General features: G+C 69.6%; 22 protein-coding genes. 5 read left to right on the forward strand and 17 right to left on the reverse strand.

The genetic code is table 11. The features are described 5' to 3' along the window. Positions 1-8: 8 nt before the first annotated feature. On the reverse strand, positions 9-1280 hold the full coding sequence (locus ACGFK0_RS17310) for an SGNH/GDSL hydrolase family protein (RefSeq protein ID WP_392905867.1): 1272 nt from the start codon (positions 1278-1280) through the stop codon (positions 9-11). Positions 1281-1764: 484 nt separating this feature from the next. On the opposite strand from ACGFK0_RS17310, the gene ACGFK0_RS17315 reads away from it, so the two are divergent. Continuing rightward, a complete protein-coding gene (locus tag ACGFK0_RS17315) occupies positions 1765-2415 on the forward strand; it encodes a polysaccharide deacetylase family protein (RefSeq protein WP_392905868.1) in 651 nt (216 codons plus the stop codon). A gap of 58 nt (positions 2416-2473) precedes the next feature. Here ACGFK0_RS17315 and ACGFK0_RS17320 read toward each other — a convergent pair whose 3' ends face one another. Then, positions 2474-3748: a PH domain-containing protein gene (locus tag ACGFK0_RS17320; protein WP_392905870.1), complete on the reverse strand. Its 1275-nt coding sequence runs from the start codon at positions 3746-3748 to the stop codon at positions 2474-2476. A 299-nt stretch (positions 3749-4047) separates the two neighbouring features. Next, a complete protein-coding gene (locus ACGFK0_RS17325; protein WP_392905872.1) occupies positions 4048-4476 on the reverse strand; it encodes a PH domain-containing protein in 429 nt (142 codons plus the stop codon). Positions 4477-4822: 346 nt separating this feature from the next. Between ACGFK0_RS17325 and ACGFK0_RS17330 the strand changes: the two genes are divergently transcribed. After that, positions 4823-5971 (forward strand): NADH-quinone oxidoreductase subunit D, encoded by a 1149-nt coding sequence (locus tag ACGFK0_RS17330; RefSeq protein ID WP_392905874.1) that lies wholly within the window; start codon positions 4823-4825, stop codon positions 5969-5971. Positions 5972-6069: 98 nt separating this feature from the next. Here ACGFK0_RS17330 and ACGFK0_RS17335 read toward each other — a convergent pair whose 3' ends face one another. The 11 genes from ACGFK0_RS17335 to dacB form a co-directional block, all read right to left on the reverse strand. Then, the gene (locus ACGFK0_RS17335; RefSeq protein ID WP_392905875.1) at positions 6070-6579 is read right to left on the reverse strand and encodes a DUF3180 domain-containing protein; all 510 of its coding nucleotides are present in this window, start codon (positions 6577-6579) and stop codon (positions 6070-6072) included. Continuing rightward, a complete protein-coding gene (gene folK / locus ACGFK0_RS17340) occupies positions 6576-7163 on the reverse strand; it encodes a 2-amino-4-hydroxy-6-hydroxymethyldihydropteridine diphosphokinase (RefSeq protein ID WP_392905876.1) in 588 nt (195 codons plus the stop codon). Before folK ends, ACGFK0_RS17335 begins: the two co-directional genes overlap by 4 nt. After that, positions 7160-7525: a dihydroneopterin aldolase gene (folB, locus tag ACGFK0_RS17345; protein ID WP_392905878.1), complete on the reverse strand. Its 366-nt coding sequence runs from the start codon at positions 7523-7525 to the stop codon at positions 7160-7162. The genes folK and folB overlap by 4 nt, the downstream gene beginning before the upstream one ends. Beyond that, positions 7522-7959 carry a nuclear transport factor 2 family protein gene (locus tag ACGFK0_RS17350; RefSeq protein ID WP_358449346.1) on the reverse strand — a complete coding sequence of 146 codons (438 nt, stop codon included), beginning with the start codon at positions 7957-7959 and terminating at the stop codon, positions 7522-7524. The genes folB and ACGFK0_RS17350 overlap by 4 nt, the downstream gene beginning before the upstream one ends. Then, positions 7956-8846: a dihydropteroate synthase gene (gene folP, locus ACGFK0_RS17355; protein ID WP_392905992.1), complete on the reverse strand. Its 891-nt coding sequence runs from the start codon at positions 8844-8846 to the stop codon at positions 7956-7958. Before folP ends, ACGFK0_RS17350 begins: the two co-directional genes overlap by 4 nt. Positions 8847-9115: 269 nt before the next feature. Further along, complete coding sequence (gene folE / locus ACGFK0_RS17360; RefSeq protein ID WP_392905994.1) at positions 9116-9700, reverse strand: GTP cyclohydrolase I FolE; 585 nt, start codon at positions 9698-9700, stop codon at positions 9116-9118. Between the two features lie 158 nt (positions 9701-9858). Next, complete coding sequence (ftsH, locus tag ACGFK0_RS17365) at positions 9859-11862, reverse strand: ATP-dependent zinc metalloprotease FtsH (RefSeq protein WP_392905879.1); 2004 nt, start codon at positions 11860-11862, stop codon at positions 9859-9861. A gap of 307 nt (positions 11863-12169) precedes the next feature. Then, positions 12170-12733, reverse strand: a complete 564-nt coding sequence (hpt, locus tag ACGFK0_RS17370) for a hypoxanthine phosphoribosyltransferase (RefSeq protein WP_392905880.1) — start codon at positions 12731-12733, stop codon at positions 12170-12172. A 127-nt stretch (positions 12734-12860) separates the two neighbouring features. After that, positions 12861-13859: a tRNA lysidine(34) synthetase TilS gene (tilS, locus tag ACGFK0_RS17375; protein ID WP_392905882.1), complete on the reverse strand. Its 999-nt coding sequence runs from the start codon at positions 13857-13859 to the stop codon at positions 12861-12863. Between the two features lie 65 nt (positions 13860-13924). Next, on the reverse strand, positions 13925-15034 hold the full coding sequence (locus ACGFK0_RS17380; RefSeq protein ID WP_392905996.1) for a zinc-dependent metalloprotease: 1110 nt from the start codon (positions 15032-15034) through the stop codon (positions 13925-13927). A 116-nt stretch (positions 15035-15150) separates the two neighbouring features. After that, entirely contained in the window at positions 15151-16566 is a 1416-nt protein-coding gene (dacB, locus tag ACGFK0_RS17385; RefSeq protein ID WP_392905884.1) for a D-alanyl-D-alanine carboxypeptidase/D-alanyl-D-alanine-endopeptidase, read from the reverse strand. 134 nt (positions 16567-16700) lie between these two features. On the opposite strand from dacB, the gene ACGFK0_RS17390 reads away from it, so the two are divergent. Beyond that, on the forward strand, positions 16701-17192 hold the full coding sequence (locus ACGFK0_RS17390; protein ID WP_392905885.1) for an inorganic diphosphatase: 492 nt from the start codon (positions 16701-16703) through the stop codon (positions 17190-17192). Positions 17193-17336: 144 nt separating this feature from the next. Here the strand turns inward: ACGFK0_RS17390 and ACGFK0_RS17395 are convergent, their stop codons facing one another. The 3 genes from ACGFK0_RS17395 to ACGFK0_RS17405 form a co-directional block, all read right to left on the reverse strand. Next, positions 17337-18557: an NlpC/P60 family protein gene (locus ACGFK0_RS17395; protein ID WP_392905886.1), complete on the reverse strand. Its 1221-nt coding sequence runs from the start codon at positions 18555-18557 to the stop codon at positions 17337-17339. 151 nt (positions 18558-18708) lie between these two features. Continuing rightward, a complete protein-coding gene (locus ACGFK0_RS17400; RefSeq protein WP_392905888.1) occupies positions 18709-20475 on the reverse strand; it encodes an RNA polymerase sigma factor in 1767 nt (588 codons plus the stop codon). Between the two features lie 233 nt (positions 20476-20708). Next, entirely contained in the window at positions 20709-21464 is a 756-nt protein-coding gene (locus tag ACGFK0_RS17405) for a nuclease-related domain-containing protein (RefSeq protein ID WP_392905890.1), read from the reverse strand. A 144-nt stretch (positions 21465-21608) separates the two neighbouring features. Here ACGFK0_RS17405 and ACGFK0_RS17410 point away from each other — a divergent pair, with 144 nt between their 5' ends. Next, positions 21609-22436 carry a MerR family transcriptional regulator gene (locus tag ACGFK0_RS17410; protein WP_392905891.1) on the forward strand — a complete coding sequence of 276 codons (828 nt, stop codon included), beginning with the start codon at positions 21609-21611 and terminating at the stop codon, positions 22434-22436. Continuing rightward, a complete protein-coding gene (locus ACGFK0_RS17415) occupies positions 22433-24829 on the forward strand; it encodes a VIT domain-containing protein (RefSeq protein ID WP_392905892.1) in 2397 nt (798 codons plus the stop codon). Before ACGFK0_RS17410 ends, ACGFK0_RS17415 begins: the two co-directional genes overlap by 4 nt. Positions 24830-24901 lie beyond the last annotated feature (72 nt).

Here is a 24901-nt window from a genome sequence, read left to right on the forward strand (position 1 = left end):
GGGAAGCCTCACTCGAAGCCGAAGGCCGGCGGCAGGGGGCGGTGCCGGAAGAGGCGGGACGGGACGGCGTCGGCGAGGGCCTTGTAGCCGGCGGGGTTCAGGTGCAGGTGATCGCCGACATCGAACGCCGGGCGCAGGCGCCGCGGATCGGCCGGATCACGCGCCGCCCGGTCGAAGTCGATGACGGCGTCGAAGCGTCGGCTCGTGCGGATCCACCTGTTGACGGTCTGGCGGGCCTCCTCGCGGTATCCGTTCTCGTCGTCGTACATGGTGTTGCCGCCGAACGGGGTGAGCGTCGCGCCGTACACCCGGATGCCCTGCGCGTGAGTGCGGACGACGATCTGTTCGTATGCCGCGATCAGCCTGTCGGCGATCTGCTTCTGAGCCCCCGGAGCGGCGTCGGCGGTGCCGATGTCGTTGACGCCCTCGAAGACGACCAGCCACTGGACGCCGCTGTGGGCCAGCACATCGCGATCCAGCCGCGCGAGCACGTTGGGGCCGAGCCCGTCATGGAGGACCCGGTTGCCGCCTGCCGCCTGGTTGACGACGGCGATGCCGGACGTGCCCGGACGGGACTGCAGCCGGTCGAGCAGCCGGTCCGGCCAGCGGTCGTTCCCGTTGGTCGTCGAGCCCCGCCCGTCCGTGAGCGAGTCGCCCAGCATGACGGCCGCCGCCGTCGGCGGCCCGGCCCACATCTCGACGCCACTGAGGAAGTACCAGTGATCGGTGCGGGCCGCCCCGGGCAGATCGGTGTCCCCGACGTGGTCGCCTGCCACCAGGTAGGAGGTGGTCCTCGACCCCGGATGGGAGGTGATGTCGGTGGAGGCCTGGCCGTCCGCCAGGTAGAGGGTCACGGTCAGGATGGAGCGGGGCGCCACCGGGAACCGCAGCGGGTCGGAGACCATCTGCGCACCGACCGGGATGTCCACCGACGGCTTGCCGCCGAACATCACCGGACGGGACGTCCCCGGCTGAATCGAGCCGACGCCGGCCTGCCCGCCGTCCGGCAACGCCACCGAGACCTTGGTGATGGGCAGTTCCGCGCCGCCGAACGCGTTGGAGAACCGCAGCCGCATGTTGCGTCCGCCGACCGAGACGCGGATGGTCTGCCGCAACGTGGCGTCGCCGAGGACCACGTCGTCCCGCGTGAACGGCGGGGGCGGCATGTTGTGGGGCTCGGTCAGCTGCGGCATCGACGCCCAGCTGCCGACCCAGTGGCCATGAATCTCCGGCGCGGCCGGGCCGCCGGCCGTCCGGGGGGCGCCCTCCGCACCTCTCACGGTGATCGAGAACGATGCCGCGACAAGGACCGGCGCGAGCATCAATACGGCGGCCACCCTGCCGCGCACCGGCGTCCCGTGCCCCCGCAGGGCGGACGCGCCGGCTTTCAGCGTCCGCCGCCCGGCCCGGATGTGCGGCGGGACAGACGATGATCTGGGAAGGAAGCGTCTCACCACAGGTCTCCGATCAACTCCGCGAACCACGCCCGGGTGTGCAGATGGAGTATCGAAAAGTTTCGAAGCTTTTCGAATTCCCGAAGAACGTACGTCGCCGAGATCGGGTCGTCAAGAACCGATTCTCAGCAAACCCACAGAGACAAGGAGCTCGCACTCGGGTACCTCGAAGCCCAGACATGCACGATACGCAGAACCATTGACCGCACGATCAGGGCCACGTACGTTACCGATCGACCACCGATATGCTTTCGAAAGGTTTCGGTCACGATGACCTTCCCGTCTCTGTTCGAACACTGTGGGCGGTGCGATGGGCGCGAAAACTGAGAGTCGCACGCCGAAGGGATATGTCGCGCTCACCTTCGACGATGGGCCGACGCCCGCGACGCTGCCCGCTCTCCTCGACGGGCTGCGGGCCGCCGACGCCAGGGCGACCTTCTTCAATCAGGGCGACAACGCCGACGCCGATCCCGGGCTCGTCCGCGCCCAGCAGCAGGCCGGGATGTGGATCGGCAACCACACCTACACGCATCCTCATCTCCCCGAAGCCGGCGAGGCCGCATTCGGGGAGATCCTCGGCGCCCAGCAGACCCTGCACCGCATCACCGGTGAGTGGCCTTCACTGTTCCGGCCGCCCTACGGCGAGACCAACGACGCGATCAGGGCCGACGAAGCGCGCCTGGATCTGCTTGAAGTGCTGTGGACGGTCGACTCCCGGGACTGGGCCGGAGCCACCACCGACGAAATCGTGGCGGCCGCGCGCACCCTTCAGCCGGGCGGCATCTTCCTGATGCACGACTGGGCGCAGGCATCCATCGACGCCCTCCCGCAGATCATCAGCGACCTGCGCGATCGCGGACTGCACCCGGGCGAGATCGCCTTCACCCCGCGCGAGGTTCCCTTCGGCGACACCCCCTTCCATGCGATCGCGGTCGCTCCATGCTCGGGGGTCCCGGCTTAACGGACAAGGAGAACGCGATCCTGTGGATAACGCGATTCCGTGTTCTGCGGACAGGTCGTCAGCGGGCCCAGCGGGTGGGGTCTCCGCCACCCGCACGGCGGGCCGCCAGGGCACGGCCGGCGGCGGATTCGACGATCGCGCGGGCCTCGCCCAGTTCACGGTCGGCGGCGCTGACCTGGACGATGCCCGGGGGCGCGTCGACGTGGACGGTGGCCAGTCCGAGAACGCGCTGGAGCGGGTTCACGGTGAGGCGGACCGACTGCGCGCGGGCGTGAGCGATCACGTCGGTGCGGCGGCACGGCCAGCCATGCCGGGCCACGAAGACGACGTCGTCGGTGCCGGCGCCGTCCGCGCGGTCGATCGCCACGGTCTTGGAGGACGCCGGGAGGATGGAGACGGCGTCGATGTGAGTGCCGGGGAACACCTGCGAGACGAGATGCATGGCGACGTGCCGGGGCGCGACGGGCAGCAGCGTCGAGGAGAGGGCCTGGCGCTCACCCGCGTAGCCGGCGACGGTGACCTCGACGCGGGCCCAGCCGAGGCTGCGCCAGATCGCCGGTTCGACGATGCTGACGGCCTGGACACGGCCGGGAGGGAGCGTCTGCATCCTGGTTTCCAGAAGGCCGTAACGGAGACGGATGCCGTCCGGTGACATGGCGACCGTGAAGTTGGCGTACATCACCAAGGGCGCGATGACCGCCCGGATGAGCCCGAGCAGGACGGGGAGGGTGACGGCCAGAATGCCTCCCTCCGCGTACATGACGAGGAACATCAGCGACGCGAGGAAGAGCAGGGCGGTGCCGAGGACGGGCAGCCGGAGAAGCAGGGACGCGAGCAGTGTGCCGAAGCGGATCCGCCACAGATGCCTTTCGGGGGCCTCGGGCGTGTGCCCGGGCAGCCCTGCGGCACGGGCGAGGAGTTCCGCACGAAGCTGGTTGGCGGAGTGCCGCCCCAGGTAGCGGAGGGCGATTTCGCTGTGCTCGCCGCCGGCCAGCTCGACCCGCACTTCGGCAAGGGCGAACACCCGCGTCACCAGCGGACGGACAAGGTCGATGGCCTGAATACGCGAAAGCGGGATCCGGCGCTTGTTCTTACGGAGCAGACCGGTCTCGACGACGAGGTCGTCGCCGTCGACACGGAAACGCAGAGCCAGCCACGTCCAGACGCCCGTCCCCACTGCGATCAGCGCCATGGGGACGCTCACGATGAGAAATCTGGCCAGGACCTCTGGGGTGAGCACCAGGATGACGCCGTCATCCGTCTGGGTCAGCAGAAGAGGGAAGCCGAGCAGCACGAAGTAGATGATGAGGAAGATGAACGCGCGCAGGGGCACCGTTGCCCAGTGAAGCCGGTGCGTTCCCTCCGAGAACCGGATGGGTGGACGGTAGCCCGGCGGGGGCCCGTAGCCCGGCGGGGGGCCGTAGCCGTACGGCGGACGAGGCGGACCGTAGGGCGGGCCTGGCCGGCCAGGAGGAGGGCCGGGCGGTGGGCCGTAGGGAGGGCGCGGCCCGGTAGGCGGTCCCGGACCGCCGTGGGGGCCGCGCGGTCCGTACGGGCCTCGTGGTCCAGGTGCCCCAGGCGGTCCAGGCGGTCCGGGCGGTCCCGGTGGCCCGTATGGCCCGTACGGGCCGCTCATAGCCCCATGCTCCTTTCCTCGCCCTTCTGGGCAAGGCGGTCACGCAGTAGGGCGGCCTCAGAAGTCGGCAGACCCGGGATGGTCGCGTCCGTTGCCGCCGCGGCGGTGTGCATCCGGACGGTGGCGATGCCCATCCACCTCTCCAGGAGCCCCGCCGTGACGTCCACGAACTGCATCCGCCCGTAGGGGACGACGATGAGGCGCTTGACGAACACTCCGTGGGTGACGATGAGGTCGTCCGCACGTTCGACGTAGCCGTACGCCCGGCGGTCGAGTTCGGCCACCAGCCAGGTGAGGACGGCCCCCAGCAGAACGGCGGCGATCCACATGGCGGCGGGTATCAGGCCGCCGTTCCCCCACACGATGAACCCACCCGCACCGCCGACCGGAATCGCCCACAGAACGGCGGTGAGGAGCCGCTGCAAGGCATGGCGCCTGGATATGGGCGACCAGTGCAGGCCGCCGCCGGGCTCGAACGCCTGGTCCGCCTGGTAGACGGGTGGCCCGGACGGCTGCCGGTGCGGTGGGTCGTCTACCGGTAGCTGTCCCTGACCCGGCGCCTGCCCTTGAACAGGCCGGCCTGGCGGTTGACCGCCATGACCCGGGCCCGGCGGCGCGGGCGGGTAAGCCGCCCCCTGCTGTCCAGGGTTCGCGGCGGGCTCGTAAGGCGGTTCGCCATGGCTCGCGTTCATTGCCCCCTAGTCAACCGGATAACGAGTGCCGCTCGCCATGGGACCATGAAGCGGTGACCGGAGCGGCGGAGGCGCGACCATGACCACCGAACGGATCGTCGGGATCGGTGCGGGCGCCAAGGAGCTCGCCACCGAGGACATGACTTTGAACATCGGCCCTCAGCACCCGTCCACGCACGGTGTGCTCCGGCTGAGGCTGACCTTGGACGGCGAGCGGATATCCGCGGCCGAACCCATCGTCGGCTACATGCACCGGGGGGCGGAGAAGCTCTTCGAGGTGCGCGACTTCCGGCAGATCATCGTCCTGGCGAACCGGCATGACTGGCTGTCGGCGTTCTCCAGTGAGCTCGGCGTCGTCCTCGCCGTCGAACGGATGCTCGGCATGGAGGTGCCGGTCCGCGCCGTCTGGACGAGGACGCTGCTGGCCGAGCTCAACCGGATACTGAACCATCTGATGTTCCTCGGCTCGTATCCGCTTGAAATGGGCGCCATCACGCCGGTCTTCTACGCGTTCCGTGAACGTGAGGCGTTGCAGAGGGTGATGGAGGAGGTCTCCGGCGGGCGAATGCACTACATGTTCAACCGGGTCGGCGGGCTCAAGGAGGAGCTCCCCGCCGGCTGGGCGGCGCGCGCGCGGACGGCGGTGTCCGAGGTCCGTTCCCGCATGGGCGACATCGACGACATCATCATGGGCAACGAGATCTTCCGCGCCCGGACGAGGGGCGTCGGCGTCCTCACGCAGGAGCAGATCCTGCAGTACGGCGTGTCGGGGCCCATCGCGCGTGCGTCCGGGCTGGACTTCGACCTGCGCCGGGACGAGCCGTACCTCGCCTACGGCGACCTCGACGTCCGTGTGGTCACCCGGGCGGAGGGCGACTGCCTGGCCCGGTTCGAGTGCCTGCTCGACCAGGTGCACGCGTCCCTCGACCTGGCCGACGCCTGCCTCGACCGCCTGGCGGAACTTCCGCCCGGCCCCATCAACCAGAGGCTCCCGAAGGTGCTGAAGGTCCCCGAGGGCCACACCTATGCCTGGACGGAGAACCCCCTCGGCATCAACGGCTACTACCTCGTGTCGCGCGGCGAGAAGACACCGTGGCGGATGAAACTGCGGTCCGCGTCGTTCAACAACATCCAAGTCCTGAAGGAACTTCTGCCCGGCACCCTGGTCGCCGACATGATCGCGATCCTGGGCTCGATGTTCTTCGTCGTCGGCGACATCGACAAGTGACCGGCACGCCCCACACCCCGCCGCTCCGCACCCGCCGCTCCGCACCCGGCGACGGATCGGTTCGGGGCAGTAGGCACGGGCACGGGCACAGGTGCGTCCTACGCCCGGGACGCACCGCGGTCGCGTTCCTCCTCGTCCGGGTCCTTGGGGACGCGGCACGCGTACTCCAGGAAGAACGCGGCCCCCACGAGGACGACCGCGGCGAGGAATGTGCCGCCGCTGACGAAGAAGTCCTGGCGGGGGGTCGCCTTGTCGAGCGACGACGTGAGGCTGACGGCGAACCCGGCGAAGACGCCGGCGATGACCGCGGCGGAGTGCGCGCTGGCCTTGGCCAGGGCGGCGAGCCGTGCCACCGCCATGGGCTCCAGCGGCTTGGGTGCCGGTCTCCGGTTCGGGTCGGACCGGCGCCCTTCCATGGGTTTGCGGCGCAGGCGGCGCAGCACGTTCAGCCCCGTGAACCCCTCGCCGAGGGCGAGGAGCAGCAGCGTCGGCACCGCGGTCCACGGCAGCGGAGGCAGCGACATGTAGGCCGAACGCAGCACCGCCCAGGTGACCACCGCGACGACGGCCACGAGCGCGATGAGGAACAGCGGCCGGGACGGTTTCATGCAGGCTGCTGAAGTGCCAGGTCCTCCCGGCGGCGGACGGCCGACGGACCACCCTCCGCCTGTTTGGCCTGGGCGAGGTCACCGACACGGCCGTGCCCGGGCAGCAGCACGTCCGGCTCGATGTCGGCCCAGGGGACGAGGACGAACGCCCGCTCGTGCGCGCGGGGGTGCGGGAGCGTCAGGTCGGGGTCGTCGGACGTGACGTCCCCGAACACGACGATGTCGATGTCGAGTGTGCGGGGACCCCATCGGACCACCCGTTCCCTGCGCATCGACGTCTCGATGTTCAAGACGCGTTCGAGCAGGTTCTCCGGTGGCAGCCGGGTATCGGCAACGACCACCACGTTCAGGAAATCCCCCTGTTCGGGGATGGTCTCACCGGGCGGCGCATACGGCGGCGTCTCGTAGACCGGGGAGAACGCCACGAAGTTCAGGCCGGGCGCGTCGAACAGCGCGTCCACCGCCTCCTGGATGTTGTCCAGCCGGTCTCCGAGGTTGCTGCCGATCGAGAAAACGACACGGTGCTGGACCAGCATGTGGCCGCCGGTGGCGGTGCGGTCGGGCATGCGGTCGGACGCGGTCATGGGCGACTCCTCTTGATCTTCACGGCGATGTCCGTGAAGGGGTGCGGCACCGGGGCGCTCGGCTTGTGGACGGTGATCTCGACCTCGCACACCGTCGTATCTTCCAGACATATTGTCGCCAACCGGTCGGCCAGCGTTTCAAGGAGATTGACGGGCTCCCCCTCGACGACGGCGACCAGGCGGCCGGCGAGCGTTCCGTAGTCGACGGTACGCGAGAGGTCGTCCCCGGCCGCGGCCGGGCGCGTGTCGAGGCCGAGGACGGCGTCCACCACGAACTCCTGCCCCAGCTCACGCTCCGCGGGCAGGCATCCGTGCCGGCCCCGCGCCCGCAGGCCGCGCAGTTCGATGTGGTCGAGACTCATTCTTCCTCTGCATCCACGACATTGAGGACGGGCGAACCATGGTGCAGCAGAAGCCTCCACTCCCCGTCCGACCGAACGAACACGTTCGTGGCCACGATGCTTCCCCCGGCGAGGAAACCGGCCTCGGTGTCCTCGTCGGCGGTGAGGATGTTCTCCTTGCACGTCACCACGGCGTGATCGCCGTACACGTCGGTCTCGACGTCGGTCAGCACGAACTGGATGTAGGTCGTGTTGGCCATGATGAGCGCCCAGGAGCGGAGCACTTCCTCACGTCCGCGCAGCATCGTCCAGCCGGGGTGGACGCAGGAGACGCCGTCCGCGTACGGGCCGTCCGCCCATACGTCCGACATGCGGTCGAAGTCACCGGCCTCGAACGCCGCGTAGAACTCGGCATGGACCTCGTCCACGTCGGCGCGGTTCACGGCACGGCTCATTGGCGGGAACTCCCGTGGTCGGCGCGACCGTCTGCCGCGGCTTGTGCAGGACTCTCTTCGCCGGCTGGACGTGCTTCACCGGCGGGACGTGCCGCGCGCATGGCGGCCGACACCCGGACGGCATCCGCATTGGGACGGACTCGGTGGACACGCACACACCATGCACCGGCGGCGGCGACCAGCGACGTGACCGCCACGGTGGCGTCGTCGCATTCGCCGAACGGGCGGGGCGTGCCATCGGGGCCGGCGAGCAACCTGGTCAGGAACCCTTTGCGGGACGCGCCGACCAGGACGGGGTACCCGGTGTCGGTGAGAACGTCCAGATGGGCGAGCAGCGACCAGTTGTGCCCCGCCTCGGGGTTCTTGGCGAAGCCCAGGCCGGGGTCGAGCACGATCATCGACGGGTCGACGCCCTCGGCCAGTACCGCGTCGACCCTGTACAGCAGCTCATCGCGCACCTCGCGGACGACGTCCTCGTAGATGGCGCGTGTCTGCATGTCATGGCTATGCCCCCGCCAATGCATCACCACGTACGGGACACCCGCGGCGGCGACCACACGCGGCATGTCCGGATCGGCGAGGCCGCCACTGACGTCGTTCACCAGCAGGGCACCCACGTCAAGGGCGGCCTCTGCGACCTCAGCGCGCATGGTGTCGACACTGACCGGCACGTTCTCCGCGATGAGGGCCTCGATGACGGGCACGACGCGACGCAGTTCCTCGTCCCCGGACACACGCTGCGCACCGGGCCGCGTGGACTCGCCGCCCACGTCCACGATGTCGGCGCCCTCCGCGACGAGGTCGAGCCCATGCCGGATGGCCTTCTCCGGATCGAACCAGGCACCGCCGTCCGAGAACGAATCGGGGGTGACGTTGACCACGCCCATGACGAGGCAGCGCCCTGGCGCGGGCAGCCCCGGAACGACGGCACTGGTCATGGCACCCAACCCTATGCCTTGATCTCAACCCCCCGGAGCGACGCCTCCGCCGCCCGATTCCGCCGGCGCACCGGCCCGGCGCGACGCCACGTACCGTGGCCCGGCACACCGGCCTCGGCAGGCCGGGCCACCCCGTCCGGAATCAGCAGAACGGGCCTCAGCGCAACGCTGAGGCCCGTTCAGGCGTTCGATGGCCCGGAAAGGCGGGCGGACGGCCGTCAGCGGCCGAGGATCAAGCTCATCGCCTCAGACCGCGTCTCGGCATGATCACGGAAGTCGCCGCGCACCGCCGACGTCACCGTCTTCGCGCCCGGCTTGCGCACACCGCGCATCGTCATGCACAGATGCTCGGCCTCGATCACCACGATCGCACCACGCGGCTCCAGCACGCTCATCAGCGCATCGGCGACCTGACTGGTCAGCCGTTCCTGGACCTGCGGGCGGCGCGCATACACGTCCACCAGCCGCGCCAGCTTCGACAGACCCGTGATCTGGCCCTTCATGTTAGGCGTGTACCCCACATGGGCCACTCCGTGGAAGGGAACCAGGTGGTGCTCACAGACCGAGTACACCTCGATGTCCTTCACCAAAACCATCTCTTCATGATCGGCGTCGAACACCGTGGTCAGCGCATCCTCCGGCGTCTGCCGCAGACCGGCGAACTGCTCGGCGTACGCGCGCGCCACCCTGGCCGGTGTCTCACGCAGCCCGTCACGGTCGGGGTCCTCCCCCAGCCCGATCAGGATCTCGCGCACGGCCTTCTCGATCCGCGCATGGTCGAACCCGGGCGGCTCGTCCAGGATCGGTGTCTCGCCCTCGACGAACGCCCGTCCCGCGTCCCGCGCCGCCTGGTCCACCGTCCACTGCCCCTGGGCGCCGGTGGACGACGAGCCTGAGGACGGTGTCACGTCCCCGGGCTCGTCGCGCGCCGACGTTTCGTCTTGCGGATCAGCCAACGCGGTCAGCTCTCACCCTGGGCCGGGTCGGCGGCCTCCGAAGCGACACCGCTCTGCCCATTGCCCTTGGTCAGGTCCGTGACGTCCTGCGGGCCGAGAAGGGCCAGCTCCTTACGCGTGAGGATGGGCGGACGGTCGGACGGGAGACGCTTGCCATAGCCGGTGTAGGAGTTCTGATGCGGCCGCTTCTCGATCGGCGCGAAGATCTCCAGCACCATGTCCTTGGACAGGGTCTCCTTCTCCATGAGGTTCACGACCAGTTCGTCGAGGACGTCCCGGTACTCCACGAGGATCTCCCACGCGGTGTCGTGGGCGGCCTCGATGTAGCGGCGGACCTCGTCGTCGATCGCGGACGCTATGTCCTCGGAGTAGTCACGCTCGTGGCCCATGTCGCGGCCGAGGAAGACCTCGCCCTGACCGGAGCCGAACTTACGCGCTCCAAGACGCTCGCTCATGCCGTACTCGGTCACCATGTTGCGGGCGATGGAGCTGGCCTTCTCGATGTCGTTGGCCGCACCGGTCGTCGGCTCGTGGAAGACCAGTTCCTCCGCGGTGCGCCCACCGAGCAGCATCGCGAGCTGGTCGTTCATCTCCGAGCGCGTGGTGAGGAACTTGTCCTCCATCGGAAGGGTCATGGTGTAGCCCAGGGCCCGTCCGCGAGGAAGGATCGTCACCTTGTGCACGGGGTCGGAGTTCGGCAGCGCGTGCGCCACCAGAGCGTGCCCGCCCTCGTGATAGGCGATGATCTTCTTTTCCTTCTCCGACATCACGCGGGTCTTGCGCTCCGGCCCGGCCATGACGCGGTCGATGGACTCCTCAAGGGTGTCCATGTCGATCAGCTTGCGGTCGAAGCGCGCGGTGAGCAGCGCAGCCTCGTTGATCACGTTGGCCAGGTCGGCGCCCGTGAAACCGGGGGTGCGGCGCGCGATGATGTCCAGCTCGACGTCCGGGGCGAACGGCTTGCCGCGGCCGTGCACCTTCAGGATGCCCTTGCGGCCCTCCAGGTCCGGGCGGTCCACGGTGACCTGCCGGTCGAACCGGCCGGGACGCAGCAGCGCCGGGTCGAGGATGTCGGGACGGTTCGTCGCCGCGATCAGGATCACGCCGCCCTTGACGTCGAAGCCGTCCATCTCGACCAGCAGCTGGTTGAGGGTCTGCTCACGCTCGTCGTGGCCACCGCCGAGGCCCGCGCCGCGGTGCCGGCCGACGGCGTCGATCTCGTCGATGAAGATGATCGAGGGGGCGTTCGTCTTGGCCTGCTCGAACAGGTCGCGGACGCGGGAGGCGCCCACACCGACGAACATCTCGACGAAGTCGGAGCCGGAGATCGAGTAGAACGGCACCCCCGCCTCGCCGGCCACCGCGCGGGCCAGCAGCGTCTTACCGGTGCCGGGCGGGCCGTACAGCAGCACACCCTTGGGGATCTTGGCGCCGATGGACTGGAACTTCGCCGGGTTCTGCAGGAAGTCCTTGATCTCTTCCAGCTCTTCCAGGGCCTCGTCGGCCCCGGCCACGTCCGCGAAGGTCGTCTTCGGAGTGTCCTTGGTGATGAGCTTGGCCTTGGACTTGCCGAAGTTCATCACGCGCGAGCCGCCGCCCTGCATCTGGTTCATGATGAACAGGAAGATCAGCACGATGATGACGATCGGCAGCAGGCTGAACAGCAGGTTCAGGAAGAAGCTCTGCTTCGGAACCTCCACGTCGTAGCCGCCGGGCAGCTGTTTCGCGTCGACCTGCTTCTGCAACGCCTGCTGGAGCTGGTGTCCCTGGCCGTCGACCCACGACGTCTGCTGATGCTCACCGTTCTTGAGCGTCAGCTCGATCCGCTGGTCCTTGTCAATGATCTTGGCGGACTTCACCTGTCCCGCGTTGATCTCCTGGACGACCTTGGAGGTGTCGACCTTCTCGTACGAGGGGCCGGGGTTGATGCCCCACATGACAAGGGCGACCAAGAGGCCGAACAGCAGGATCCACAGCAGCGGCCCGCGAAAATAGCGCTTCACGTCCATTTATTCGGTTACCCCTCCGGGGCCCGTCCCTCCTGACCAACGTCTGTGTGCGATCCTCGCCCGTCCCCGGGGGACGGACGCCGGGGCGACCAACAATCCGACTCACGAAAGCTCCGTCGCCCTGGGCTCCGGACCCACCGCAGCGGTTTCCCTCCTGTGGCTCCCCAACCCGAGGATCCGGGACACCGACGGTACACCGCAGGACGCAGGAGACGCAGCCGACGCCGTCCTCCTGCATCCCTTCCATATACCCGTCAACGACCTTTGCAACGATTCGTCACGGTCCCTTGTTCCCTGAGGGGCGAGGCTACGCGCCGTCTCCGCCGTAGACGTGGGGGGCGAGCGTGCCGACGAACGGCAGGTTCCGGTACTTCTCCGCGTAGTCGAGCCCGTAGCCGATGACGAACTCGTTGGGGATGTCGAACCCGATGTACCTCACGTCGAGGTCGGTCTTGACCGCCTCCGGCTTGCGCAGCAGCGCGCAGATCTCCAGCGATGCGGGCCCGCGTGAACGCAGGTTGCTGACCAGCCATGACAGGGTCAGACCCGAGTCGACGATGTCCTCCACGATCAGGACGTGCCGGTCCAGGATGTCGGTGTCGAGGTCCTTGAGGATGCGCACGACCCCCGACGACTTCGTCCCGGACCCGTACGACGACACGGCCATCCAGTCCATCGAGGCGGGCGTGTGCAGCGCCCGCGCCAGATCCGCCATGATCATGACGGCGCCCTTGAGTACTCCGACGAGAAGCAGGTCCTTGCCCGCGTAGTCGGCGTCGATCTGCCCGGCGAGCTCCCGCACCTTGTCCTGCAGGTCCGCCTCGGGGACCAGCACCTTCGCCAGGTCTGTGCCCAGGTCTTTCTCGTCCACAACCCCACCCTCATCGCCGAGACCTCGCCCGTCCTGTGGGACGGGCACAGCCGCGCGACGTTCTCCCCGTTCACGCAGCGGACACGTCGTGTGCCGGCTCATGTGGCGAGCCGCACACGGCGCGATGTCAAACCGGGCCGAACAGCAGCTTCCCATACCGCCGGACGGCCCTCAGCCCCCCGGGCAGGTCTACGTGCCGCTGGCCATGCCAGGCCGTGACCAGCCGATCGACCGCATCGACATGGACGGCCGCGAGCGTACCGGGTGGACTGCCGGCCCTGACGACGGCCATCCGCAGAACCCGGGTGCGGACGGCTCTGGCCAGGTCACCGAGCCCTTCGATGCGGAGGGCCACGGCATAGCCGTCTTCGGAGGTTTCCAGGTCGGTGAAAGCCTGTGCGGCGAGCTCGTCCAGGAAGTCCGCGTCGTCGCGCAGCATCCTCGCCGTCCGCGCCAGAGCCTCGGCCACGCCGGGTCCTAGAGATTTCTCCAGGACCGGGAGCGCCTCATGCCGTACGCGTACGCGTGCGTAGGCGGGATCAACGTTGTGGGGGTCGTCCCAGGGGTTCAGCCCCATCGCCTTGCAAGCCCTGCGCGTGGTCGCGCGGTCGATCTCAAGCAGGGGCCTTACGTAGCGGACGCCGGACTCGCGGCGGAAGGCGGCAGGCATGCCGGACAGCGATCGGGCCCCAGAGCCGCGCGCCAATCCCAGCAGGACGGTTTCGGCCTGGTCGTCCTGTGTGTGCCCCAAGAGGACGGCCACGGCCCCGAGCCGGTCGGCCGCATCGTCGAGAGCCGTATAGCGGGCGTCGCGGGCGGCGTTCTCCGGCCCGCCTCCCCCGTCCACCAGGACCGCGACCGATCCGGATGGGTCCAGGCCAAGGCCCGCCATGATCCGGACCACGGCGTCGGCGCGTTCGCCTGAACCGTCCTGCAGACCGTGGTCGATCGTCACCCCGCCTGCCGGATGTCCCGAGCGGGGCGCCTCGAACGCCAGCGCACCAGCGAGCGCCAAGGAATCGGCCCCGCCGCTGCATGCGGCCAGCACCATGGCCCCTGGCTGGAGGTCCGCCAGGACGCGCCGTACCGCGAGACGTACCGCCGCCACCGCCGGATCAGGGCCCATGCAGAATCTTTACCACTACGCGGCATCGCGCACGCGCGACGGTCACCGGACCCAACGGGCCTGGCTCAGGCCTCGTTGGCCTCGGGGGGCGCGTCCAGGGCGCGGGGGCCGACGACCCTGTCCATCCACAGGGCCGGCTCTTTGATCTCGTCGTGCGTGGGCAGTGTCTCCGGCGACTGCCACACCTGGTTGAACCCGCTCATGCCCACTTCGGTGACGACCCGCCGGACGAACCGCGACCCCTCCGCGTACTGCTTCATCTTCAGGTCGATGCCGAGAAGGCGCCGAATCGTCTTGTCGAGCTTGGAGCCGCCGTCCCGCCGCCCCTGGAAGCGTGAACGGATCTGCTGTACGGACGGGACCACTTCCGGGCCGACCGCGTCCATCACGTAGTCGCCGTGTCCCTCGACCAGCGTCATCACCGCGGTGAGGCGGTCGAGGATCGCGCGCTGCTCCGGGCTCTGGATCGCGTCGATGAGGTTGGCGTCGCCGCCGCGCACGGCGTCGGCGACGGCCTCGGCCGCGTCCCGGATACGGTCCAGCATCACGCCGGGGTCGAGGTCGGACGCGAGCAGGAACTTGGTCATCTGCTCCTGCACGTACTCGCGAAGCCACGGGACACCCGTGAACTGGGCCCGGTGCGTCTCCTCGTGGAGACACACCCAGAGGCGGAAGTCGCGTGCCTCCACACCGAGCTCATGCTCCACGTGAACGATGTTGGGAGCGACCAGCGTCAGCCGCCCCGTCGGCGCCTCGCCGGACGGGTCCGGCGGCAGGAACAGCTCGTACTGCCCCAGGACGCGGCTGGCCATGTACGCCAGAATCGCGCCGACCTGCATGCCGGTGACGCGCGAACCCACGGCCTGGACGACGACGTTGCCCGCACCTCCGAGGGGCCCCGGACCACGCCGCTCGTTCATCTGCTCCATGAGCGGTTCCAGCACCACCCGGAATCCGTCCACGTTCGCCCGGATCCAGCCGGGCCTGTCCACGATCGTCGCCGGATCCGGATCGAGCTCGGAGGCCATGCCGGTGAAGTCCCGCACATGCCCGTGGGCGATCTTCGACAGCTCGCGCAGCTCCGCCACGACCTCACGAGCCTCGGCATGGCTGACCTGCGGTCCCGGCCTCACGAGCCGGGTTCCCGCCTGGACGGCCACGTTCCAGTCGATCATTGAGGCGCTCATGTACTCCACCGTACGTTTCGGACGCGGCGCCGAGGCGCCCCTGCACAGTCGTTCAACGAACAACCGTCCTGGTTATCTCCCGTATGGCCGCGCCCACACCCCGCTCAGCCCCCGGCCGAGGGCGCGCCACCGCAGCCGCAGGCGGCGACGGCGGCCGCCAGCTGGTCGAGCTTGCCGGGATCGACCGGCCCCTTGCCATCCCCCGCCATGAAGGCGAACGCGAGCAACCGGCCATCCGCGTCATAGGCGAGCCCTGCCAGCGTGCTGACGCCCGCCAGCGTGCCGGTCTTGGCGCGGACCATCCCGGCCCCCGCCCGGCTGGCCCCGACGGTGAAGCGCGGGGGGCCCAGCGTCCCGGAGAACCCGGCGATCGGGAGACCGGAGACGGCCGCGCGGAGCTCCGGGTGGTCGTCACCGGCGGCGAGCGAGACGATGCGGGCGAGCGCCATCGGCGTGATGCGGTTCCGCGTGGACAGGCCACTGCCGTCGTTCACCGAAACCCCTTCCGTCACGCCCAGCCTGGCGACGACCTGCTCCACGGCCTGGGCGGCGTCCGCGAACGTCGCCGGACGACCCAGCTTGATGGCGACCTGCCGCGCCACCGCTTCCGCCACATCGTTGTCGCTCTCGGTCATCAAGTGCTCCACCAGCGCGGACATCGGCGGTGACTGGACGGCACCGAGCCGCACCGCCCCCTTCTGCGCGACCGTCCGGCGACCGGGCTTCGCACTCACTCCGTTCTTGGACAGCAGCTGCGCGAACTGCTTCGCTGCCGCGGCGGGCGGATCGGAGACCCGTGTCCTCTTGGACGGATCCCCGGGAGACACGCGGCCTTCGTCGACCGTCAGGGCGGTGACCGGAGCGACCTCGCCATCAGGCATGTAATTGGGTTTCCAGCCGGCGGCCGTACGGGGGCCCGCATACGCGGACACGTCGTAGTCCACGCGCACCCGCTGCACACCGGACGCCTTCAGCGCGGTGGCCGTCTGCCGAGCCAGATCCACCAGCGAAGCGAAGGGAGGACGGCCCTCTGGGAGTGCCGGAAGGGCCGTCAAGGTAGGATCCCCGCCTCCGACCAGTACGATTCCGCCACCGGTGCCGTGCACGACCTGTGTGGTGATCCGGTGGGCGGGACCGGCCGAGGCGAGCGCCGCCACCGACGTCACCAGCTTCGTCGTCGAGGCCGGGGTCGCCGGCCGGTGGGACTGCCGCTCGAACAGGGGACGGCGGGTCGCCGCATCGATCACCACCGCGCTGATCTTCGCGCGGGGGCCGCCGATCAGCGCCGAGAGCCGACCGGCCAGGGTGGACGCGTCCGGCGACGGGCCCGACAGGGGATCGGCGGCGGGGATCGCCGCCGAGGCCGGGACGCGTACCAGGTCACGCGCCGCCACGCTGGGCGGCTGCGGGGAAAGGTGGCGGTCGGGTGTGAGTTTGGCCACTGCCAGCCCGGCGGTGACGATGAAAACGTTCAGGAGGGACAGCGACAGGACCACGAGGGCACGGCCCCGTGCAGGCACGCGACCGCCCCTCTCCCACTCAGCACTCACCAACGTGCGACATCCTTATACAAGGGAACATCCTGTGGGGACGGCCTCGCCCACGGGTTCCCGAAAGACTATTCACTGCGAGCGTGCAGGGAGCGGAGGACATCTTGGATTTCGACGTCACCATTGAGATCCCGAAGGGCCAGCGGAACAAGTACGAGGTGGACCACGAGACCGGACGCATCCGGCTCGACCGCATGCTGTTCACCTCGACGCAGTACCCGGCCGACTACGGGTTCATCGAGGACACCCTAGGCGAGGACGGCGACCCGCTTGACGCGCTCGTCCTGCTGCAGGAGCCGACGTTCCCCGGCTGCCTGATCCGCTGCCGCGCGGTGGGCATGTTCCGGATGACCGACGAGGCCGGTGGCGACGACAAGGTCCTGTGCGTCCCCGCGACCGACCCCCGCCAGGAGCACCTGCGCGATATCCACCACGTCGCCGAGTTCGACCGGCTGGAGATACAGCACTTCTTCGAGGTCTACAAGGACCTGGAGCCCGGCAAGTCCGTCGAGGGCGCCAGCTGGGTCGGCCGCGTCGAGGCGGAGCTGGAGATCGAACGCTCCCTCAAGCGCGAGGCGGACCGGGGCGGCCACTGAGCGTCGCCCGCGCAGATCCGCTCCCGCGCCCACGCGACACGACTCGTGAAGAACCCTTCCGCGCGGCACCACGCGGAAGGGTTCTCTTCTTCCACCGCACCCCCACGCCACTGCACGGCAGCGGCTCCGCGTCCTCGCACGGCCTCAGCCGACGGGACGGGTAGCGCCGATCAGGTCACCCCGGTGAATGCCGGAGATGCGGACCCGTGCACCGGTGTAGGGCGCCTCCACCATCTGCCCGTCGCCGACGTAGATGCCCACATGGTGGATGGTGCCGGGATCGGACGTGTCCCTCGCGAAGAAGACGAGGTCACCCGGACGCAACGCGTCGATGGGGACGTGCGGTCCCGACGTCCACTGCGTGCCCGTCCAGTGGTCGAGCCGTACACCGGCCTTGTCCCACGCGTACATCGCCAGGCCCGAGCAGTCGAAGCCTCGGATTCCCGCGCCCTGTGCCACACCGTAGCTTGGACCGGCCGTGGTGCCTCCACCCCACGAGTACGGGGTTGCCAGCCATTTGAGCGCCGCACGCACCGCGATCGCACCACGTTTGGCCGGCGTGGTCTGTCCCTCGGCAGGGTGTCCTGAACCCGCGATGGAGGCACGGACCTTGCGTGCTTCCGCCTTCTCCAACGCCCGTACCCGCGCGCGCTTGAGCCGGGCAGTTCGGGCTTGAGCGCTTCCAAGCCGCCGCTCCAGGTGCCGCTTTTCCACCTTGATGCGTTGCACCGAAGCCTGTTGCCTGGCCACCGCCTCCTGCGCGAGCCGTCTGGCCTCCTCGGCACGTCTCGTCGCCGCCCCCTGCTCGTCGAGCGCCTTCTGCGCCTGGCGGCGGAATACGTCCGCGACGGTCTTGGACGCCTCCACGCGGCGAACCATCGCGGTCCGCCGCTTGACGAGCATCTCGACCATCGCGGCACGGTCCATGAAGCCCTGCGGGCCACCGTCGCCGACGAGCGCCGACGAGATCTGGTCGTAGCCGGTGTTGTTCCGGTAGAGCTGCGCGGCGAACGACGCCAGTGCGGCTCGCGTTTCCTCCATCCTCCGGTTCGCCTCAGCCAGCCGTGCCTGGGCGTCCCTGTGGGCATGCTGGGAACGTTGCAGTCCGAGCCGTTCGCCGTTGTAGCGTTCCACCGCGGCCGCAGCGGCCACGGCGAGCCGGTCGAGTTCGCCGTCGGCCTGCGCGAGCTTCGCCTTCGTCCGGCCGACCTCGGCAGCGCGTTCCCTGACCTGCCGTTCGCTGCGCTCAACGTCCCCCGCGCCGGGGGTGGGGTCGGCCGCCGGCGGGCGGGCGGACACCGCCGGAGCCGACAGGCTCACGCAGATCGCCACGGTGGAGAACAGGGCGGCCAGCCGCAGTGCCACGCTGCGGGAATGGGACGAGCTCGCACGACGGATCTGTGCTGCGCCGAATGCCATGAGCACGTCTTCCCCCAGGCATGTACTGCTTAGCGCAAACGATCACCTACGAAGGGTAGTTGACTCGGGCAATGGCGGGTACGTTCGCCACTCCCCGTCAGGGGCCGGACGGCGAGCTTGTACTTGGAGAGACGGCCGTGGCCCCTGATGACGCCTCGGTGGACGGTGACGGATCCGGGCCGTCACCGGATGGTGGCGGCCCAGAGGGCGACGGATTTGGAGACGGCGGGGTCTCGCGATGTGAGGGTGACGGGCGGCCCGGACGGTGAGTCCCGGGTGGTGTGGACGGGTATCCGTGGCCCGGCCCCGTCGGCGTCGGCGAAGGCGAAGGCGTCGGATCCGCGCCTGGAGCGTCGGGCCGCCAGGTGACGTGCACCTGGCTCCCACCGGGCTGGAACGTGATCGTGCCGTCCCCGCCGGAGTTCGACTTCCGCGAGACTTGGACGCGCACGGTCACGCTTTGCCCGGCCGCAAGACGTCCGGATGAAGGGTGAACCCCTACGGCTCCCTGGCTCCTCGCCCGCCAGGTCACCGATCCACTTTCTGCCCGCAGTTCTATGGACCCGTCCGAGTCTCCCGCGAGGTCCAGGAAGAGCGGGGAGACCAGCAGCGTGCTCTTGGCCGCAGGGCTCGAATGGTCATTCGCGGGCGCCGGTGCCGGCGACGGTGTCCGCAGTGCGGTCGGCGGCGCGGACGAGGCTGTCGAACCGAGCGGGAATGTGGCCGACACAGGAGCGGCATCGAGGTAACCGGCACCTTCCGGATGGTCCGCGGACCGCCGGCCGGGGACCGGATACTGCGAAAGGCCGGGAACGGCGCTCGGGCGTGGGCCGGCGACAGTGTCGGCGTCCCGTCGTCCGGTGTCGAACAACCCGTACATGGAGGCGATTCCGCCACCGGACAGAAGCGCCACCACTGCTAGCACCACGACGCCCCGGACCGCTTGGCTCCCGCGCTGCTGCTCATTCGACAGGGAACGTGTTCTGCGCAAGCGGCGTAGGCACGAATGGCCTCCCGGACTCGACGCCCAGGGCGGACGTGCAGGCTGCATGGCCTGGACTGGGAACCCGTCAGGCGTGAACCCGGTGATCCGGGTGGTGACGAAGAGCCGATAGCCGACAAGCTCGGGATCGAGGAAACAGCTCATCACCCGGAGCCGGAGTTCCGCTGCCAGATCGGGTTCCGGCAGCAGTCCGTAGACCTTGGTGGCCGACACGGTACGCGGACGGAACGCGCCGCAGACGGAGCAATCCTCCGCGTGCTCCGCCAGCCGGCCGTTCGCGCCGCCGGTGTGCGAGTCCACGCCGTGCCGTTCCCGCAGCAGCGCGGCACGTTCCGCGCAACCGTACGGGCCCTGGTGCGCGAGCATTTCGGCCGTCAACGCCTCTGCCAGCTCGCCGTGCGCACGATCGAGCGCCGACTGCGCGTCTTTCAGCGGTACGTCGAACACCGCGGCCAAGTCGGGAACGGCCAACTGGTGCCGGACCCGTAGTTCCAGGATCTCCCGGGAGACCGGCAGCAGCGCCAGGACCGCCTGCCACGCCATGATGCGCTGGTCGACGTCCTCCTGGTCGTGGCTGGCGATCGGCACGTCCGGCGGATGATCCGTGGGCGGCAGCCGACGCGCGCATTCCAGCCGGGCGATGGCGTAGAGCCACGGCGCGAACCGGTCCGGGTCGCGCAGCTTTCCGATGTGCGCCTCCGCCACGATGAGCGTGTCGCGCAGCGCCACCTGGGCGGCGTCCCGGCTCCGTAGTTGGAACCAGCAGTACGCGTAAAGCCGGTCGGCATGGGCGTCGTACAGGGCGGCCGGGGCGCCCGGATCACGTTCGCACAGCGCCGCGACCAGGAGATGGTCGTTCATGCCACAAAACGTAAAGGGTCCGGGCGCTCTTTACAGGCCATTTCAAGAGATCGAACTCAGATACCGAACACCATTCTTACTCCTTCGTGACACTTTTGGAGAGTGTCGCGAATGAGACTCTTAGGACGTTACGCCCGAAGTACCTCCGATAAAGGATCGATCATCTGCTCACCAGGGCATCGCCCCGGTGAACGATCACGCACTCCACGACGTGAAACACATATGGCCGGCGTTCACTCAGGGAGAAGCATTTCCATCATCGGCGGCAACAGCCCTTCGGCCGCCGCCGCGATGGTCGCGACCTGTGCGCTGGTGTAGATGACCGGCTCTCCCGCAATGGCACGTGGGATCGTCCTGGCCGCATGGAACAGCACCCCGGCATGCTCTGCTCCGTCCCGCGCGACACGTGCACCATGCACAACGACCATCGGCGTGACGTGCACGTCCTCACCCAGCTCCTCGGAGAGCAGTTCCGCCACCGTGTCGGCGGCCCGAGCGGCCACACGGGTCACACCGACGACCGGTCTGCGCCCCACCCACAGACGGCTCTGCCCGAGGCGCAACCGTGCACCCCACCGAAGCCGTCGGCTGACGATCGCGTAGATGCCGGACAGGCCCACAACGAGGTGATCGAGATTGGTCGTGGGCGTGGAACCGTCCGGCAAGGCCCGGTCATGCAGAACGTGAAAGCCCGCCGGATCCAGGCGGGCCAGCCTCCGGCCGGTACGCCGCTCGGCCAAGGCACCCCGCCGCCAACTGGTCACAGGTCCCGGCCTGAATCTCGCATACGCCGCGTGCCCGACGAAGACGACGACGGCTACCACGGCTCCCGCCCACCAAACGCTCAGACCGGCCGCAACGACCCCCGATCCGCCGGCCACCACCGCCCGCACCGCGCGCCGTTCCCAGCGGTGCTCCGCGGCCAGCGCGCGGTGGCGATACAGGGCCGAGGCTCCGGCGTTGGACACGCCGACACCGCTGCTGCGCACCTCAAGGCCCCTTCCCCTCGGCCCCCGAGCCGCACCTGGCTGCATAAGCGTGCGGCAGCCCGGCGGTTCCAGCAAGGAGTTTCGAGGACGAGATCTTGGTCTCGAAGTTGACACTGTCATCGTGACAGTGTCATCATCGGGGGCATGGACGGCACCTGGACGATCAACGAGCTGGCGGAACGCGCCGCCGCGGCCCTTGCCGCGGACGGATCCGGGCAGGTCAGCGGCCGGGTGCGTGACCTGCCCAACGAACGGCTGATCCGCTGGTACACCACGATCGGCCTGGTCGACCCGCCCCTCGGCCGGCGTGGCCGCATCGCCCAGTACGGGCCGCGTCATCTCCTGCAGCTCGTCGCGGTCAAGCGCCGCCAGGCCGCGGGCCGCTCGATCGCCGAGATCCAGCTCGAACTCGCCGCCGCCACCGACGCAGCCCTCGAACGAATCGCCGCCCTCCCGTTCCCCGCCCCGATCCACACGCACGAAGACGGAACAGCCGTTGACGAGGTAAGCCCGGTTGAGGGAGCAGTCCCGGTCGACGAAGTGAGCCCGGTGGAACGAGCGCGGCCGGTCGAGCGGACGGCTACGACCGAAGCGGCGAGCCCACCCGGCACGGGAAGCGAAACCGCCCGCGCCACCTTCTGGAGAACGCGCCCAGACGTTTCCTACGGCGCGGTCACCATCACCGACGACTACGGCAGACCAGACGACCACCGAAGGGTGGACCATGCCGGCTCCGACGGACTCGTCGGCTCGGACGACTGCGGAGAGCCTCGCCCCTCTGTCGTCCAGGGTGTCCGGCTCACATCCGGCCTCACCCTCCTGCTGGACGTCCCAGCCCTGAGCGGCGACGACCTCACCGCCATCGAGACCGCCGCACGGCCGCTGCTCGACGAGCTACGCCGGCGCGGTCTCCTCGCCCCCGCAGCAAGCCCCGCGTTCCAGCCCGCCGATCCTTCCCGGAGGTCCCAGTGACCGTGCGCATCCTGCCGCTACCCGACATCGAGCCCCCGGCGACCGATCACGGAATCGGTGCGCTCACGACCGACAGGGGCAACCTGCCGCTCGACTCCGTCGACGTGCACGCCGCGATCACCGGGCTCGCCGCCGGCATCGAAGTCGTCCAAGGCTTCCGCAACCCGTTCGACATACCGCTGGAGGCCACCTACATCTTCCCGCTGCCCGACCGCGCCGCCGTCACCGCGCTGCGCATGGAGGCCGCCGACCGGGTCGTCGAGGGGACGCTGAAAGAGCGCGGCCAGGCCCGGCGGGACTACGACACCGCCATCGCCGCCGGACAGCGCGCCGCGATCGCCGAGGAGGACCGCCCGGACGTCTTCAGCATGCGGGTGGGCAACATCCTCCCCGGCGAACGCGTAACGATCAGGCTGACGCTCAACCAGCCCCTGCCGCACGAGTCGTCCTCCAGCGCGACGTTCCGCTTCCCGCTCGTCGTCGCGCCCCGCTACATCCCGGGTGCGCCGCTCGACGGCGAGCGCGCCGGGCCCGGAGTCGCCGACGACACCGGCGCGGTGCCGGACGCGTCCCGGATCAGTCCGCCCGTCCTGCTGCCGGGTTTCCCCAACCCGGTGCGGCTGGCCATCACCGTCGACATCGACCCGGCCGGGCTGCCGCTGACCCAGATCCGCTCGGCGCTCCACGTGGTGGCCGAAGAGGGCGAGGGTGAACGCACGACCGTCCGGCTGCGGCCGGGTGAACGCCTCGATCGCGACTTCATCCTGCGTATCGATTACGCCCCGCATGAAAGCGCGGCCCTCTCCCTCGTCCCCGACGAGTCCGGTGAGGAGGGAACGTTCAGCATGACCGTGCTCCCCTCCGGAGAAGCCCGGCCGAGCCCACGCGACGTGGTGCTCGTCCTCGACCGTTCCGGCAGCATGCAGGGCTGGAAGATGGTCGCCGCCCGTCGCGCCGCCGCCCGCATCGTCGACACGTTCCGGTCCGAGGACAGGTTCGCCGTCCTGTCCTTCGACACCGTCGTCGAACGTCCCCGCGACCTCGGCACCGGCCTGGTCGAGGGCACCGACCGCAACCGGTTCCGCGCGGTGGAGCATCTGGCGGCGCTGAACGCACGCGGCGGCACCGAGATGCTCGCGCCCCTCGACGAGGGCTGCCGCCTGCTCGCCGGCTCGGTCCGCGACCGGGTGCTGGTCCTCATCACCGACGGCCAGGTCGGCAACGAAGACCAGATCCTCGCCCGCCTGGAACCCCGGTTGCACGGTGTCCGCGTCCACACGGTCGGCATCGACCAGGCCGTCAACGCGGGTTTCCTGAACCGTCTCGCCGCCATCGGCCAGGGCCGTTGCGAACTGGTCGAAAGCGAAGACCGCCTCGACGAGGCGATGGAGCACATCCACCACCGGATCGCCGCGCCGCTCGCGACCGGGCTCAGCCTCCACGCCGACGGCCTGGAGATCGTTCCCGACTCCGTGGCCCCCGGCAGGCTCGGTGCGCTGTTCCCCGGCGTCCCGCTGGTGATCGCGGGCCGTTTCCGCGGCGCCCCGTCCGGCTCGCTGTCCGTCCGCGGCACCGCCTCCAGCGGAACGGCCTGGGAGCAGCACGCCACCGGCGCCGTCACCAAGGACCCGGCCACCACGTCCATCTGGGCCCGCGCACACCTGCGCGACCTGGAGGACCGCTACACGGCCGGAGGCCCGGACGACCTGGAACAACGCATCGTCAGCACGTCCCTCCGCTTCGGCGTCCTGTGCCGCTTCACCGCGTTCGTCGCCGTGGACAGCAGGGTGGTCACCGATGGCGAAGCCCCGCACCAGGCCGTCCAGCCGGTGGAGATGCCCGGCGGCTGGGAGTCGCCCACCGCCGCCCCGAGAATGACGCACGCCGCCTTCTCGGCCTCGGCGGACGCCTTCATGCCGGCAGCCCTCGCGGCACCGAGCGGTCCGCCGCCGCCTGCCCCGTCCGGCCCGCCGCCTGGATACGGCGCCGATCGCGGCACGCCCCTGCGGGGCACGGGCCGTCCCCCCGGCACATCGGCGCCCGGTGCGGGCTCGGCGGTGCCGGGACGAGCCCGCCGCGCACCCGCCCTCGCCGGGTTCCAGCAGGAACTGGCCAACGTGCTCGACCGCCTCCGCGAGGTCCCCGCCACGCACGACCGGCGCGTCCACCACCTGCTGAGCGATCTCCTGCCCATCCTTGAGTCGATCGTGCAGCGCATGGAGGCGCAGTCCCTGGACGCGACGTCCCTGTCCACACTCCGCAACGACCTGCGCCGCCTGAACCCCGCATCGGACGAGGCCACCATCAACGACCAGTGGGCCCGCGCACTTCACATCCTCAGCGACTTCACCGGAGCCGCGACACCCCGCCGCCCCTTCTGGAAACGCCAGTGATGGCCCCGTGCCGGCGGGGCCTATCACCCCGCCGGCACGCCCCCGCCCGCCATCCACACCCCCGAACCGAGC

Origin of the sequence: Spirillospora sp. NPDC048823, assembly GCF_043198445.1 — a bacterium.
Lineage (GTDB): Bacteria > Actinomycetota > Actinomycetes > Streptosporangiales > Streptosporangiaceae > Spirillospora.